Source organism: Streptomyces fragilis, assembly GCF_003112515.1.
In the GTDB taxonomy this organism is placed as follows: domain Bacteria; phylum Actinomycetota; class Actinomycetes; order Streptomycetales; family Streptomycetaceae; genus Streptomyces; species Streptomyces fragilis.
This window is the reverse complement of record NZ_BEVZ01000002.1, coordinates 171,831-184,492: the sequence shown is the minus strand read 5'-3', so window position 1 is coordinate 184,492 and position 12,662 is coordinate 171,831. Positions and strand designations below refer to the sequence as shown.

Genomic DNA, 12,662 nt, shown 5'->3' with positions numbered 1-12,662 from the left:
CCACGTCGGCCCGACGGTGTGCACCAGGGCCGCGCGCGTCGGTGAGCGTGCCTTGGGCGGCCGGCGGGGGGGCCGGCCCGGCGGTACGGCGTCCCCCGTGACAGCCACCGCCCCTGCAAAAACTCCGGCGGGTCCGCGACCTCCGCGTCGTCCGGCTTCGCCACCGGGGGATGATATCTAAATCCCATTTATGTCGGGCACGAATTATGCGCCGCTGCACCGACAGCCCCCACGCGGGGCCGTCCGGCCCGGGTCCGTCGGTCACCGGCTCACGGGGCAAGGACCGGGTGCGATCACCTGGTGAGGGGACGGCGGCTGATTCCGCCGGGGCCGGGAACCGTTACCTGGTCGGACGGGTTGCGGCTGCCTGCCGCCCGCGCCGCCTCCGGCCGCCTCGGCCGCCGGGCACCATCGCCCTTCGGTCACTTAACCGGGCTTTACTTACGTCTATTTGACATGTAGTCCCGACATGGGGGCAGTCGGATGTCACGACAGAAGCGAGCCGACCCCAACCGGGAGTGAGCAATGACGAGTTACGGCAACCCCTCGGCCGCGTCCTCCGGATCGCGCACGAACGGCCTGGCGATCGCGAGCCTGTGCTGCGGCATCGTCGGCCTGTTCATCATGAACATCATCCTGGGCCCGCTGGCCATCGTCCTGGGCGTCGTGGCGCGGCGCCAGGCGGGAGTGAAGAACGGTGGCGGGCTGGCCAAGGCGGGCATCGTCCTGGGTGTCGTCGACGTGGTCCTGTGGCTCGTGCTGATGCTCGTGGCCGCCAACAGCGGCGGCTTCAGCTGGTACGTGGGCGGCTGACGCCCCCCGGCACACCAAGCCCAGGCACGGCGAGACGCACCCGGTCCACGACCGGGTGCGTCTTCCTGTGCGGCCTCAGCCCAGGCAGCGGGCAGCCGCGAGGGCCGTCTCGACCTCCCGCAGCACGCGGTCCGCGTCCTCGGGGTTGTTCACCACGTCCGTGCGGTCCATGTCGATGACCAGGACCTCACTGGCCGAGTAGTGCTTGTGCACCCAGTCGTCGTAGCCGGCCCACAGCGTGCGGTAGTACTCGACGAGGCTCTCGTCCTGCTCGAAGTCGCGGCCGCGCATCCCGATCCGGGACAGCACCGTCGGGAAGGACGCCTTGAGGTACACCATCAGGTCCGGCGCCTTGCGGTACGGCAGGCCGTCGATCTCGCGCATCATCTCGTCGAGCAGGCCCTCGTACACCTGCATCTCGAGGGAGCTGATCCGGCCGAGCTCGTGGTTGACCTTGGCGAAGTACCAGTCCTCGTAGATGGACCGGTCCAGGACGTTGTCGCCCTCCCGGTAGGCCTCCTTGATCGAGGCGAACCGGGTCTGCAGGAAGTACAGCTGGAGCAGGAAGGGGTAGCGCCTCGCCTGTATCTCCTCGGGGCTCGCCGTGTAGAAGAGCGGGAGGATCGGGTTGTCCTCGACGCTCTCGTAGAAGACCTGGCTCCCCAGTCCCTTGGCCAGCAGCTCGGCGACGCTCGTCTTACCGGTGCCGATCATGCCTCCGACGCAGATCACTGGCATACCTCACTTCTCCCTGGGGATCTTCCGTTCGCGGATGGGTGGGCTGGGCGTCCCACACCACTCAGGCACGTGTCGGCGGACACTCGATTCCCCGAGATTCGCATGATCGGCGTCATGTGGTCCCCGCCAGGACCCAGGTTCCGGCGCGGGCCACGCTCCTCGTCCGGTCGGTCCGACCGTTCCGCGGACGCCGCGTGCGGCAACGCGTGACCGCCCCGCGGCCGCTTGAATAATAGGTGAAGAATCCACGCCCGTCGGCCACGGCGTCGGCACCCGTCCGGCCTCGCGTTACGGCGCGCGCGGGGCGTCACCACTCGTGACAGCGGGTGCCCGCCGGGGACCCGCGACGGGCCGGCGCGGTGCGGCGCGAGCCGCGTGTAGCACGAGCTCCGTGCGGTGGGAGCCGCGTGCGGTACGCACCGCGTGCGGTGCGCGTAGCCCCGTGTAGCACGAGCTCCGTGCGGTGGGAGCCGCGTGCGGTACGCACCGCGTGGGGTGGGAGCCGCGTGCGGTGGGAGCCGCGTGCGGTACGCACCGCGTGGGGTGGGAGCCCGGCACGATACGAGCCCCGTGTGCGGTGCGAGTCCCGTGTGCGGTGCGAGCCGCGTGAAGCACGTGCCCGTTGCGGCGGGAGCCCGGCACGGCACGGGCACCGTGCGGCGGGAGCCCGGCACGGCACGGGGACCGTGCGGCGGGAGCCCGGCACCGCACGGTGCGGGCGCGGTCGGGCAGCGCGGGGACCCTGCCCGGCCGTGGCCGGCGCAGGGTTTCCGGCGGCGCTCGTCAGCTGTCGAAGTCGACGGTCAGGGTGTCGGAGCAGGGGAAGGTCTGGCAGGTCAGCACGTAGCCGCCCTCGACCTCCGCCGCCTCGAGCGCGTAGTTGCGGCGCATGTCCGCCTCGCCGTCCCTGACCAGGGCGCGGCAGGTGCCGCAGACGCCGCCCTTGCAGGCGAACGGCAGGTCGGGGCGGACCTTGGAGGCCGCGTCGAGGAGGGTCTCCGCCCGGGAGAGCGCGGAGGTGGTGGAACGGCCGTCCAGGACGACGGTGACCTCGCTGACCGGCCCCTCGGGCCCCCGCTCCTCCCGGCGCACCGGCGCCAGCGGCTCGTCACCGGCGAAGAACAGCTCCTGGTGGACCCGCTCGTCGGGGACGCCCAGCCCGGCGAGGACCTTCTGGGCGTCGAGGACCATGCCGTGCGGGCCGCACAGCCACCAGTGGTCCGCCTCCCGCACGTCGACCAGGCCGTCGACGAGGGCCGCGAAGCGCTCCGCGTCCAGCCGCCCGGACAGCAGCTCGGCCTCGCGGGGCTCGCGGGAGAGCACGTGCGCGAGCTGGAAGCGGCCCGGGTGGAGGTCCTTGAGGTCGGCCAGCTCGTCGGCGAACATCACCGAGTCGGTGCGGCGGTTGCCGTAGAAGAGCGTGACGCGGGAGCGGACGTCGGCGGCGAGGACCGACTCCGCTATGGACAGCATCGGGGTGACGCCGGACCCGGCCGCGACCAGCACGTGGTGGCCGGGGACGGACAGGTCGGGGGTGAAGACGCCGGTCGGGGCCATCACCTCGACCTCGTCGCCGGGCCGCACCTCGTGCACCAGCCAGGAGGAGAAGAGCCCGCCGGGCACCACCCGCACCCCTATCCGGGGCAGGGCGCCGGCCGCGGAGCAGATGGAGTACGAGCGCCGCTCGTCGCGCCCGTCGACCCGGCGGCGCAGGGTGAGGGACTGGCCGGGCGCGAAGGCGAACTCCTCCGCCAGTTCCTCGGGGACGTCGAAGCTCACCGCGGCCGCGTCCTCGCACAACCGCTGGACGGCGGACACCCGCAGGGTGTGGAAGGCCGGCCGGCGACGCGCGCGCCGTCCGGCGGCGGGGGCCTCGCCGGCGGGGGCCAACTGGTCGGCCATCAGATCTCCTTGACGTACTCGAACGGCTCGCGGCAGGCGAGGCAGCGCCACAGCGCCTTGCAGGACGTGGCGCCGAACCGGGAGGTCTCCTCGGTGTCCGCCGAGCCGCAGCGCGGGCAGGGGACCAGGCGCCGCGTCGGCGTCAGCGTGAGCGGGACCGGTCCGGAGGTGTGGCGCGGCGCCGGGCCGGGCGGGGCGATGCCGTGCTCGGCGAGCTTGCGCCGCCCCTCGGGGGTGATCCAGTCCGTGGTCCACGGCGGATCGAGCACCGTGCGCACCTCCACCCGCCCGAAGCCGGCCTCCTTGAGCCGGGCGGCGACCTGGGCCCGCATCTCGGCCATCGCGGGGCAGCCGGAGTAGGTGGGGGTGAGGCTCGCGACGACCGTGCCGTCGGCGCCGACCTCGACCGCGCGCAGCACTCCGAGGTCCGCCAGGGTCAGCATGGGCAGTTCCGGGTCGGGCACCTGCTCGGCCACGTGCCGGGCACGGCGCGCGTCCCCGAGGACGGTCACCATGTCGCCCCCGGGTGGGCGCGCGCCACCGACTGCAGTTCCTCCAGCAGCGGGGCGAGGTGCTCGGTGTGACGGCCCAGGCGGCCCGCTCCCCCGTCGCCGGGGACGGCCTCCGGCACGGGGAGGCCCGCCGTGTCGGCGACCTGCCCGAGGACGGCGAGGACCTCCTCGCGGGCGTCGTGGGCCTCGAACAGCTCACCCAGGTACGCGCCCACCTGCCGCAGGCCGGCACGCATCCGGCGGTGCGACTCCTCGGTGCCGTCACCGAGCCGGACGACCCACTCGGCGGCGTACTGACGGTGGTACGTCAGTTCCTTGACGCCCTTGGCGGCGACGGCCCGCAGCACCGGGTCGGGCGAGGCGGTGAGGGCCTGGAGGTGGGCCAGCCGCCAGCTGGACAGCACCAGCAGTCGCGCCGTGCTGAACGCGAAGTCCCCGTTGGGGAGTTCGGCCAGGGTCACGTTGCGGAAGTCGCCGGCGTCACGGAAGTAGGCGTAGGCGTCCTCACCGCGGCCGGTGCCGTCGACCTGGCCGGCGCGCGCGTAGAGCAGGCGCGCCTGCCCGAGCAGGTCGAGGCCGATGTTGGCGAGCGCCACCTCCTCCTCCAGCTCGGGGGCACGGGTGGTCCACTCCGCCAGCCGCTGGGCGCTCACCAGCGCGTCGTCGCCGAGCTCCAGGCACAGTGCGGCGAGCTCCGCCCCGTCGACGCCCGCCGGGACGGCGGTGTCCACGCCGTGCAGCGGGTCCTCGAAGCCGGTGCCGTAGGCCCACCGGGTGTCGTCCTCGTGCCCCTCGGCCAGGGCCGCGTAGACGTGGTCGTCACTCATGCCCTGCTCCTAGATGTGCGGGACGTCGTCGGGGATGTCGTAGAAGGTGGGGTGGCGGTAGACCTTGTCCGCGCTGGGCGCGAAGAACGGGTCCTTCTCGTCACGGGTGGAGGCGGATATGTGCTCGCTGCGCACCACCCAGATCGACACGCCCTCGTTGCGCCGGGTGTAGAGGTCCCGGGCGTGGGTGAGCGCCATGCGGTCGTCGGCCGCGTGCAGCGATCCGACGTGGACGTGGTTCAGCCCGCGCTTGCCCCGCACGAACACCTCGTACAGCGGCCAGTCCCGCTTCTCGCCGGTCATGCCGCCACTCCCCTCTCCGCGCCGCTCCCGGCGCGCCCGCTCTGCTTCGCCGCGTGCGCGACAGCCGCCTCCCGCACCCAGGCACCGTCCTCGTGCGCCGCGCGCCGCCGCTCGATCCGCTCGGCGTTGCACGGACCGTCGCCCTTGATGACCCGCATCAGCTCGTCCCAGTCGGGGGTGCCGAAGTCGTGGCGGCCACGCTCGGCGTTCCAGCGCAGCTCGGGGTCGGGCAGGGTGACGCCGAGCTTCTCGGCCTGCGGGACGGTCATGTCCACGAACCGCTGGCGCAGTTCGTCGTTGCTGTGCCGCTTGATCTTCCAGGCCATCGACCGGGCGGAGTTGGGCGAGTTGTCGTCCGGCGGGCCGAACATCATCAGGGACGGCCACCACCAGCGGTTCACCGCGTCCTGCACCATCTCGCGCTGCGCCTCGGTGCCGCGCATCATCGTCATCAGCATCTCGTAGCCCTGCCGCTGGTGGAAGGACTCCTCCTTGCAGATCCGCACCATCGCCCGCGCGTACGGCCCGTAGGAGCTGCGGCACAGCGGCACCTGGTTGCAGATCGCCGCGCCGTCCACGAACCAGCCGATGACGCCGACGTCGGCGAACGAGAGGGTCGGGTAGTTGAAGATCGACGAGTACTTCTGCCGGCCCTCGATCAGCCGCTCGGTGAGGTCGGCGCGGTCGACGCCCAGCGTCTCCGCGGCCGAGTAGAGGTACAGGCCGTGACCCGCCTCGTCCTGCACCTTGGCGAACAGGATCGCCTTGCGCCGCAGGGACGGGGCCCGCGTGATCCACTCGCCCTCCGGCTGCATGCCGATGATCTCCGAGTGGGCGTGCTGCGCCACCTGGCGGATCAGCGTCCGGCGGTAGCCCTCGGGCATCCAGTCCCGCGGCTCGATCCGCTGGTCCCGGGCGATCGTCGCGTCGAACCGCTCCTGGAGCTCCTCCTCGCCCGCACCGCCGGCGGCCGACGGGACGGCCTGTTCCGCGGTCATCGCCATGTCACCTCTTCCTGCCACTGCGACCTACCGACCGATCGTTCGGTCGATGGTAGGGCGTGCCTCTCCGCTTCGGCAAGTACTGGGAACCCGCCGTTCCCGCCGCGGCCCCCGTGAGGCCGTTGTGCCACGCCGACCCGATGGACCATGATCAGGACTCCCACCTCACCCCCCTCAGGAAGAGACTTCCGTACTGGAGTTGGACCGCCTGACACGCCGCTTCGGCGACCGTGTCGCCGTGGACGCGGCGTCGTTCCACGTGGAGCGTGGCAAGGTCACCGGGTTCGTCGGAGGCAACGGCGCCGGGAAGACCACCACCATGCGCATGATCATGGGTGTGCTGGCCCCCACCGGCGGCGAGGTCCGGTGGAACGGCTGCGCACCGACCGCCGCCGACCGGCGGACGTTCGGCTACATGCCCGAGGAACGCGGCCTGTACCCGAAGCAGCCGGTGCTCGGGCAGCTGGTCTACCTCGGGCGGCTGCGCGGGCTGAGCACCTCGGCGGCCCGTGCGTCCGCCACGTCGCTGCTGGAGCGGTTCGGGCTGGCCGACCGGGTCGACTCGCGGCTGGAGTCGCTGTCGCTGGGCAACCAGCAGCGGGTGCAGATCGCCGCCGCCCTGCTCGGCGATCCCCGGCTGCTCGTACTGGACGAACCGTTCTCCGGCTTGGACTCCGGCGCCGTGGACAGCATGACGCAGGTGCTGCGCGAGTTCGCGGCGCGCGGTGTACCGGTGCTCTTCTCCTCGCACCAGCTGGAGCTGGTGGAGGCCCTGTCCGACCGGCTGGTGATTCTCTCCGGCGGCAAGGTCGTCGCCCACGGCACCGCCCGGGAGCTGCGCCGCCGCGGCCCGCGCCGACACCGTCTGGTCACCGGCGGCGAGACCGGCTGGCTGCACGGCTTCGCCGGCGTCGAGGTGATCGAGGACGGCGAGGGCCGTGCCGTGCTGGAGCTCGCCGACGGGCAGGCGACGGCCGACGCCGTGCTGGCGGAGGCCCTGCGCCGCGGGTCGGTACGGGAGTTCGCCGAGCTGGTGCCGAGTGTCGCCGACGTCTACCGGGAGATGACCGCATGACCGCCCTGCGTGACCGTACGTGGTGGATCGTCGCCACCCGGGAGATGTCGGTGAAGGCCCGCGACCGGGGGTTCCTGGTCTCCACCGGGATCACGCTGCTGGTGATCCTGGGCGTGCTCGGCTTCCAGCTCCTCATGGGGGCCTCGGGGCGCGAGGTGAGCGTCGCGGCGATCGGCGACCAGTCTCGGCAGCTGCTGAAGGCGTCCACCGCGCTCGCCGAGGCGTCCGGGGAGGACGTCCGCTTCGAGCTGCGCGAGGTCCGCACGGCCGGCGAGGTGCGGGCGCTGGTCCTGGACGACGAGGCCGACGCGGGCCTGCTGCCGGCCGGCGACCGCGGCGGCTGGAAGCTGGTGGGCGCCGCCGAGCGGGACTCCGACGCGGAGATATGGATAGGCGCCGCCGTCCGCCAGGCGGTCATGAGCAGAACGCCGCGAGGGCCGGCACCAGCCTGAGCGAACTGGCGGCGGACGCGGACGTGTCCTACACGCTGCTGGAACCGGGCAGGCCGTCCGGGATGACGCTGTACTTCACGACCTTCGTGTTCACCTTCCTCTTCTACTTCTCCTCGGTGCTGCTGGGCGCCGGGCTGGCCACCAGCGTGGTGGAGGAGAAGCAGAACCGGATCGTGGAGATCGTCGCCTCCTCGATCAAGGTGCGGGACCTGCTGATCGGCAAGACGCTCGGCGCCACGCTGATGGCGCTGGCGCAGATCGCGCTGCTGGCGGGGGTGGCGGTGGTCGCCCTGCTGGCCACCGGGCGGGACCAGCTGCTGCAGCAGATCGGCGGGGGGCTGGGCTGGTACCTGGTCTTCTACACCGTGGGCGTGGCCGTCCTGGCCTGCGTCTTCGCCGCGGCCGGGGCGGTGTCGACCCGGCACGAGGACATCGCGTCGGCCACCACCCCGGTCTCGACCCTGCTGATGGTCATGATGTTCGGAAGCCTGCTGGCGAGCGGGACGGTGAAGACGGTGCTGTCCTTCCTGCCGCTGGGCTCGGTGATGGTCATGCCGTCCCGGCTGGTCTCGGACGACGCCGCGTGGTGGGAGGCGGGCGTCGCCCTGCTGATCTCACTGGCCGCGGCCGTCGTGGTGATCCGGCTCGCCGAGCGGATCTACCGCCGGGCGCTGATGCAGACGTCCGGGAAGCTGACGTTCCGCCGAGCGCTGCGGCTCACGGACTAGGCCCGCCGACGGCCACGGGCGGACGTCCCCTCCTGCGGCAGGAGGGGACGTCCGCCCGTGGCCGTCGCCCTTGGCGTCAGCGGCTACGCGGGATCCAGCACGGGCTCCGCGGGGAGCCCGCCGTTCTTCTCGCAGCGCAGTTCCCCGGCCATGGCCAGCGAGAAGGAGTGGGCCACCGTCGCGTAGGCATCCTTCAAGGCCTCGACGTCACCCTCGGGTTCCCTCCGCACGCCCCAGCGCTCCACGCCGACGGCGACGTGCGCCGGCTTCGTCGCGTTGGGGAACCTGTCGCTCCGGCACGCGAACTGGATGACTGCCTTGTACTCCGCCGCCAGCGTCTCCTCGCCCATCTTCAGCGCGGTGAACTGCGGGGCCGGGGTGCGAGTCGGAGGACCGCCCGCCAGCCCCCAGGTGATCCTGAGCTCGAACTCCGGCTCGCCGGCGGCCGTGTAGACGCGGCAGATGTCGTCGCGCCGGTCGGTGGGGTACGGCCACGCCTCGACGAGGTCCGTCGCGGCCTGCGCGACGGTGGACTCCGGTGCCGTCGTCCCGAACCGCGACGACCCCGTGATCACCTTCAGCGCCTTGGACGCGCCGGTGGACACGGCGTCTCCACCGCAGAGTTCCGTCCCCGCCACGGCCTTGTCGGCCGGGGCCTCGTCACCGTCTCCCTGACAGGCGGTGGCCGCAAGAATCAACGACCCGGCCACCGCCGCAGCGAGGAGCCCTCCGCGTGCCGACCTGCTACTGATCACTGTTCGCATCCTCACGTGTCCTCGGCCGTCCAGCGGACTCAGCCGGTCTCCGGGGCGTTGCCCTGCTGGTTCTCCCGGTCGTTGCCGACCCCGTACCCGATCAGCATCGACTCGCGCAGGTCCTGCGCGAACTCGTCCTTCTCAGGGTCGTCGACGTTCCGCAGCAGGAAGTCCTCCAGCGGGGCCTCGGCCAGGCTTTCACCGGCGGAGTAGATCTTCTTCCTCTCCTCGTCGGTGAGCTCGTCCATCTTCTCCTTGTGCTCGTCCACGGCGGAACCGGAGATGTCACCGACCATCTGGCCCACGACCTGTTCGAGAGCCCCGCTCGCGGTGTCCGTCGCCAGCGGGATGAGCACCGCGGCCGTACCCACGGCCGCGGTCGCGGGCAGGAAGGCGACGCCCGCCGCGATGCCCGCCGTGGCCCCGAACTCGACCCAGCCCGCCCGCTTCTCGACCGCCTTCTCGTACTCCTCGTGCGTCTTGAGGTTCGTCGCCTCCACCTGATCGGCCCTGGACTGGTCGAGCATGCCCTGCACCTCGGCACCCACGCGTACGGTCGCTCTGGCAGCACCCTGGTCGATCTTCCCGTCGGGGCCCACCGTCCCTTCCAGCACGCTGCGGGTGTAGGCCTGCTCCGCGGTCGACACCGTGGCGTACGCGTCCGGGTGCTGCCCCAGGGTGCTGAGGAAGCCCCGGACGGCGCTCCGCCCGTTCCCGTCCTCGGTGTCCGCGAAGTCGACGTGCCCGTCCGGGTTGCTGCCCGGGGCGAACACGCTGCCTGAGCTGTTCTTCTCCAGTGCCCAGTTGATGTCGTCGATGTAGCCGGCGCCCATGACGCCCAGGCTGTCGGCCATCACCTCGTGCTTCTTGAGCAGACCGGGGTCCTCGCCGTACTTCTCGATGACTTGCTGCATGACCGCGGCGTTGTCCGCGTCGCGCACCACGCCGGCGTCCGGATGCCCGGCCGGGTAGCCGAGGGTCGCCGCCTCCAGGGCGTGGCCGAGGGCGTCGGGCATCTGGTTGAGCGACGCCTCGAGTTCCTTCTGGTCGAGCGTGTTGACGTCGGGGAACGACTCCCACTTCTCGTCGCCGAAGAAGTCGAGGTAGTTGTCGATCCGCTTGCCGTCCGCGTCCTTGCCGAGGTCGGCCGTGGCCCCGTGGTTGACCGTACCGTCCTCGTTGTAGGCGGTCGGGGGGTCGGTGAAGAACTTCTTGGCCGCTTCCGGGCTGTTGCCGAGAGCCTCCAGCATGGCGGTGGCCGGGTCGTAACCGGCTCCGTTCACGCCGGAGGGGTTGAAGGGGTTCTTGAAGGGACTGTTCACCACCTTGTTGTCGGCGAACATGTACGGGTCCTTCTGGTGCAGCTGCGCGACGTGCTCGGCGATGGGGTTGAGGAACTTCGCGTCGTAGTTCCCGTACCGCATGATCCCGCCGAGCAGTTGGTATCCGTACGGGCCGCCGTAGTCGTGCTTGTACAGCGGCACGCGCTCGGTGCCCAGCTTGCGGAGCTCCGGGCCCCACTTGTCGGTGAAGTCCTTGTCGTGGGAGGCGGTGGCCAGGTTGAGGCCCAGGTTCTTCTGCAGTTCCTGGACGTCCGCGAGGCGTTCCTTGTCGACCTTGCCGTACTCGTACGTGTCCGTGGAGAGCTGACCGAAGAACGCGAGCGACTTCTCGGGGCCGAGCTTCTCGTAGAAGTTCTTGGAGAAGTCGACCGACGAACTGTTGTCCTTCAGCAGCTCGTTGAGCTGCTGAAGTTCGGCGTGGGTGATGTCGCGCCCCTTGGCCGCCAGGGCGGCGGCGCGGGCCGCCTCCTCCTGGTCCAGCTTCGTGTACGTCGGAGCGGCGAAGTCCTTGCGGTCGGTGACGTTGGCCTCGAGGGAGTTCTTGAAGGAGAGGTCGGTGTCGTTGCAGTTGTCGACGATGAGGTCGATCCGCCTCTGCCACGACTCGATGTTCCGCCGCTCCTGCTGCAGCAGTTCGCTGTAGTCGGGGTCGTGGCGGGCTGCGGGGATCTCGGACAGCGGGTGCTTGGCCGTGACCTTGCCGGCCGCGTCCAGCTGGACACCGGCCGCGGGCCCCTCGACGTCCCGGATGTTGACCAGGTCGTCCTTGGCCTTCTTGATGGCCGCGTAGCCGTCCTGCAGGATCAGGTGCACGCCCTTGGCCTCGGCCGCGGCGTCCGAGAACTCCTTGACCGTCTTGCCGATGAACTCCCTTGTGACCCCCGCGTTGACGCCCTCCCAGGACGCCTTGTCGGCCTTGGCCTTCATTCCGTCGGAAGCGTCGGTGGCGAGCTTCTCCAGCTTCCCCGCCATCTCCGACCAGTCGTCGGCGGCGGCCTTGAGCTTTGCCACCGGGGCGTCGACTATGTCCTCGTACTTCAGCATGCCGAGTGCTCCCCCGCGCTCTATTTCATGTATTCCGAGAGGACGGATATCTGCGTCAGATCCCCTTGGATCTTCGCCTCGTCCTTGGCCGCCTGGGCCTTGCTGTAGTCGAGGTGGTTGGAGATGTGCGCGCAGGAGTCCAGCAGCGTCTTGAGATGCGTCTGCCAGAAGTCGTGCACCTTCTTCACGGCCGCACCGCTGACGAAGTTGCCGGTGGTCAGGGCCGTCGCCGCGGCCGCCGTGGAGGCGCTGGCGGTGTCGCCGTCCTTGCCCAGTCGGCCCAGCAGGTCGTACGCCTCGCTGCCGATGGCGCCGAGGTCGTCCCTGTTGACCACCAGATCGGCTCCGCCACCGCCTCCGCCGCCCTCGGCCGGAATGCTGTTGAGCCGCATGGAACCGCGCGCGGCCGCCGCCGAGCGCAGTTCCGCCCACTCCTGCTCGAACGTCATGAATTCCCCCAATTCCAACCGGGCGGGCCACTCCACCGCGTGTCCGGGCGGCCAGTCTCATTCGCCGTCACTTCTATCATCACCCCGCCCCGGGAGTACCGGTAGCCGCATCGGCGGAGCCCGACAAAACCCACACGCGACGAAGTCGTACCGGATACGGGCAGGTCCGGGTCTCAGCCGCCCGACCCTCGCAACGAGGCCCGCCTTGCCCGCCTTGCCCCCTCCCCTTCGCCCCGCTGTCCGTCGCGCCAGGTCGTGCGGCGGGTGCCGGACTTCCGGCCCCACGCGCCGTCCGCACGAGTCATTCACGTGCTGGTGTGACGGCGTGTGCGAGCTGGAAGCGCGAGTGCAGACCGAGTTTCCGGTAGACGCGGGTGAGCGTCGCCTCGACCGTCTTGACGCTGACGGTGAGGGTGGCGGCGATACGGCACCTCCGCCGTCGAGTCGCTGTCCCAGTCGAACGTCGCGGTCCCGGCCACCGGCACCCCGAAGCTCACCTTCTGGCTGCGGATCACCACTCAGGAGTCCGGCTCCAGCGTCTACGACACCCTCAAGGTCAAGGTCAGCTGGAGGTCGACGGCACCGAAGACGCCTACCTGTCGACCATCTTCCTGGTCGACGACGTCGCGATCGGCTGACCGGGCCGTCGCCCCACCAGCGCTCCTGCGGCCGGAGCCCGTGCTCCGGCCGCAGGATCCCCCGCACTCTGCGGGTTTCGTG

General features: G+C 71.0%; 13 protein-coding genes and 1 pseudogene. 4 read left to right on the top strand and 10 right to left on the bottom strand.

Annotated features, from left to right (window positions below; translation table 11 throughout):
• Positions 1 to 525: 525 nt before the first annotated feature.
• Positions 526 to 813 carry a DUF4190 domain-containing protein gene (locus Sfr03f_RS02870; RefSeq protein ID WP_108952096.1) on the top strand — a complete coding sequence of 96 codons (288 nt, stop codon included), beginning with the start codon at positions 526 to 528 and terminating at the stop codon, positions 811 to 813.
• Positions 814 to 888: 75 nt separating this feature from the next.
• On the opposite strand, the gene Sfr03f_RS02865 is transcribed toward Sfr03f_RS02870, so the two are convergent.
• From Sfr03f_RS02865 to paaA, 6 genes are all read right to left on the bottom strand, one after another.
• The gene (locus tag Sfr03f_RS02865; protein WP_108952095.1) at positions 889 to 1,551 is read right to left on the bottom strand and encodes a deoxynucleoside kinase; all 663 of its coding nucleotides are present in this window, start codon (positions 1,549 to 1,551) and stop codon (positions 889 to 891) included.
• A gap of 783 nt (positions 1,552 to 2,334) precedes the next feature.
• Positions 2,335 to 3,453: a 1,2-phenylacetyl-CoA epoxidase subunit PaaE gene (gene paaE, locus Sfr03f_RS02860; RefSeq protein ID WP_108952094.1), complete on the bottom strand. Its 1,119-nt coding sequence runs from the start codon at positions 3,451 to 3,453 to the stop codon at positions 2,335 to 2,337.
• The gene (gene paaD / locus Sfr03f_RS02855) at positions 3,453 to 3,968 is read right to left on the bottom strand and encodes a 1,2-phenylacetyl-CoA epoxidase subunit PaaD (RefSeq protein WP_108952093.1); all 516 of its coding nucleotides are present in this window, start codon (positions 3,966 to 3,968) and stop codon (positions 3,453 to 3,455) included. Before paaD ends, paaE begins: the two co-directional genes overlap by 1 nt.
• The gene (gene paaC, locus Sfr03f_RS02850; protein WP_108952092.1) at positions 3,962 to 4,792 is read right to left on the bottom strand and encodes a 1,2-phenylacetyl-CoA epoxidase subunit PaaC; all 831 of its coding nucleotides are present in this window, start codon (positions 4,790 to 4,792) and stop codon (positions 3,962 to 3,964) included. Before paaC ends, paaD begins: the two co-directional genes overlap by 7 nt.
• A 9-nt stretch (positions 4,793 to 4,801) precedes the next feature.
• Positions 4,802 to 5,095 (bottom strand): 1,2-phenylacetyl-CoA epoxidase subunit PaaB, encoded by a 294-nt coding sequence (gene paaB / locus Sfr03f_RS02845; RefSeq protein ID WP_108952091.1) that lies wholly within the window; start codon positions 5,093 to 5,095, stop codon positions 4,802 to 4,804.
• On the bottom strand, positions 5,092 to 6,093 hold the full coding sequence (paaA, locus tag Sfr03f_RS02840) for a 1,2-phenylacetyl-CoA epoxidase subunit PaaA (protein WP_108953398.1): 1,002 nt from the start codon (positions 6,091 to 6,093) through the stop codon (positions 5,092 to 5,094). The genes paaB and paaA overlap by 4 nt, the downstream gene beginning before the upstream one ends.
• Before the next feature lie 202 nt (positions 6,094 to 6,295).
• Here paaA and Sfr03f_RS02835 point away from each other — a divergent pair, with 202 nt between their 5' ends.
• The 3 genes from Sfr03f_RS02835 to Sfr03f_RS02825 are packed head-to-tail and all read left to right on the top strand — an operon-like array spanning position 6,296 to position 8,351.
• A complete protein-coding gene (locus tag Sfr03f_RS02835; RefSeq protein WP_245967368.1) occupies positions 6,296 to 7,171 on the top strand; it encodes an ABC transporter ATP-binding protein in 876 nt (291 codons plus the stop codon).
• Complete coding sequence (locus Sfr03f_RS02830; RefSeq protein WP_108952089.1) at positions 7,168 to 7,623, top strand: ABC transporter permease family protein; 456 nt, start codon at positions 7,168 to 7,170, stop codon at positions 7,621 to 7,623. The genes Sfr03f_RS02835 and Sfr03f_RS02830 overlap by 4 nt, the downstream gene beginning before the upstream one ends.
• Positions 7,557 to 8,351: an ABC transporter permease gene (locus tag Sfr03f_RS02825; RefSeq protein WP_108952088.1), complete on the top strand. Its 795-nt coding sequence runs from the start codon at positions 7,557 to 7,559 to the stop codon at positions 8,349 to 8,351. Before Sfr03f_RS02830 ends, Sfr03f_RS02825 begins: the two co-directional genes overlap by 67 nt.
• A gap of 83 nt (positions 8,352 to 8,434) precedes the next feature.
• Here the strand turns inward: Sfr03f_RS02825 and Sfr03f_RS02820 are convergent, their stop codons facing one another.
• The 4 genes and pseudogenes from Sfr03f_RS02820 to Sfr03f_RS02805 all read right to left on the bottom strand — a co-directional run.
• Positions 8,435 to 9,115, bottom strand: a complete 681-nt coding sequence (locus tag Sfr03f_RS02820) for a hypothetical protein (protein ID WP_108952087.1) — start codon at positions 9,113 to 9,115, stop codon at positions 8,435 to 8,437.
• A 29-nt stretch (positions 9,116 to 9,144) separates the two neighbouring features.
• Entirely contained in the window at positions 9,145 to 11,493 is a 2,349-nt protein-coding gene (locus Sfr03f_RS02815) for a hypothetical protein (protein WP_108952086.1), read from the bottom strand.
• A gap of 20 nt (positions 11,494 to 11,513) precedes the next feature.
• A complete protein-coding gene (locus Sfr03f_RS02810) occupies positions 11,514 to 11,942 on the bottom strand; it encodes a hypothetical protein (RefSeq protein ID WP_108952085.1) in 429 nt (142 codons plus the stop codon).
• Between the two features lie 301 nt (positions 11,943 to 12,243).
• Positions 12,244 to 12,366 (bottom strand): annotated as a pseudogene (locus tag Sfr03f_RS02805) (LuxR C-terminal-related transcriptional regulator); the annotation flags it as partial.
• Positions 12,367 to 12,662: the final 296 nt, after the last annotated feature.

What these genes read in the sequence shown, in the direction of transcription:
- Sfr03f_RS02870 (WP_108952096.1), top strand. Translation starts at nt 526, where the DNA reads ATGACGAGTTACGGCAACCCCTCGGCCGCGTCCTCCGGATCGCGCACG.
- Sfr03f_RS02865 (WP_108952095.1), bottom strand. Translation starts at nt 1,551, where the DNA reads ATGCCAGTGATCTGCGTCGGAGGCATGATCGGCACCGGTAAGACGAGC.
- paaE (WP_108952094.1), bottom strand. Translation starts at nt 3,453, where the DNA reads ATGGCCGACCAGTTGGCCCCCGCCGGCGAGGCCCCCGCCGCCGGACGG.
- paaD (WP_108952093.1), bottom strand. Translation starts at nt 3,968, where the DNA reads ATGGTGACCGTCCTCGGGGACGCGCGCCGTGCCCGGCACGTGGCCGAG.
- paaC (WP_108952092.1), bottom strand. Translation starts at nt 4,792, where the DNA reads ATGAGTGACGACCACGTCTACGCGGCCCTGGCCGAGGGGCACGAGGAC.
- paaB (WP_108952091.1), bottom strand. Translation starts at nt 5,095, where the DNA reads ATGACCGGCGAGAAGCGGGACTGGCCGCTGTACGAGGTGTTCGTGCGG.
- paaA (WP_108953398.1), bottom strand. Translation starts at nt 6,093, where the DNA reads ATGACCGCGGAACAGGCCGTCCCGTCGGCCGCCGGCGGTGCGGGCGAG.
- Sfr03f_RS02830 (WP_108952089.1), top strand. Translation starts at nt 7,168, where the DNA reads ATGACCGCCCTGCGTGACCGTACGTGGTGGATCGTCGCCACCCGGGAG.
- Sfr03f_RS02825 (WP_108952088.1), top strand. Translation starts at nt 7,557, where the DNA reads ATGGATAGGCGCCGCCGTCCGCCAGGCGGTCATGAGCAGAACGCCGCG.
- Sfr03f_RS02820 (WP_108952087.1), bottom strand. Translation starts at nt 9,115, where the DNA reads ATGCGAACAGTGATCAGTAGCAGGTCGGCACGCGGAGGGCTCCTCGCT.
- Sfr03f_RS02815 (WP_108952086.1), bottom strand. Translation starts at nt 11,493, where the DNA reads ATGCTGAAGTACGAGGACATAGTCGACGCCCCGGTGGCAAAGCTCAAG.
- Sfr03f_RS02810 (WP_108952085.1), bottom strand. Translation starts at nt 11,942, where the DNA reads ATGACGTTCGAGCAGGAGTGGGCGGAACTGCGCTCGGCGGCGGCCGCG.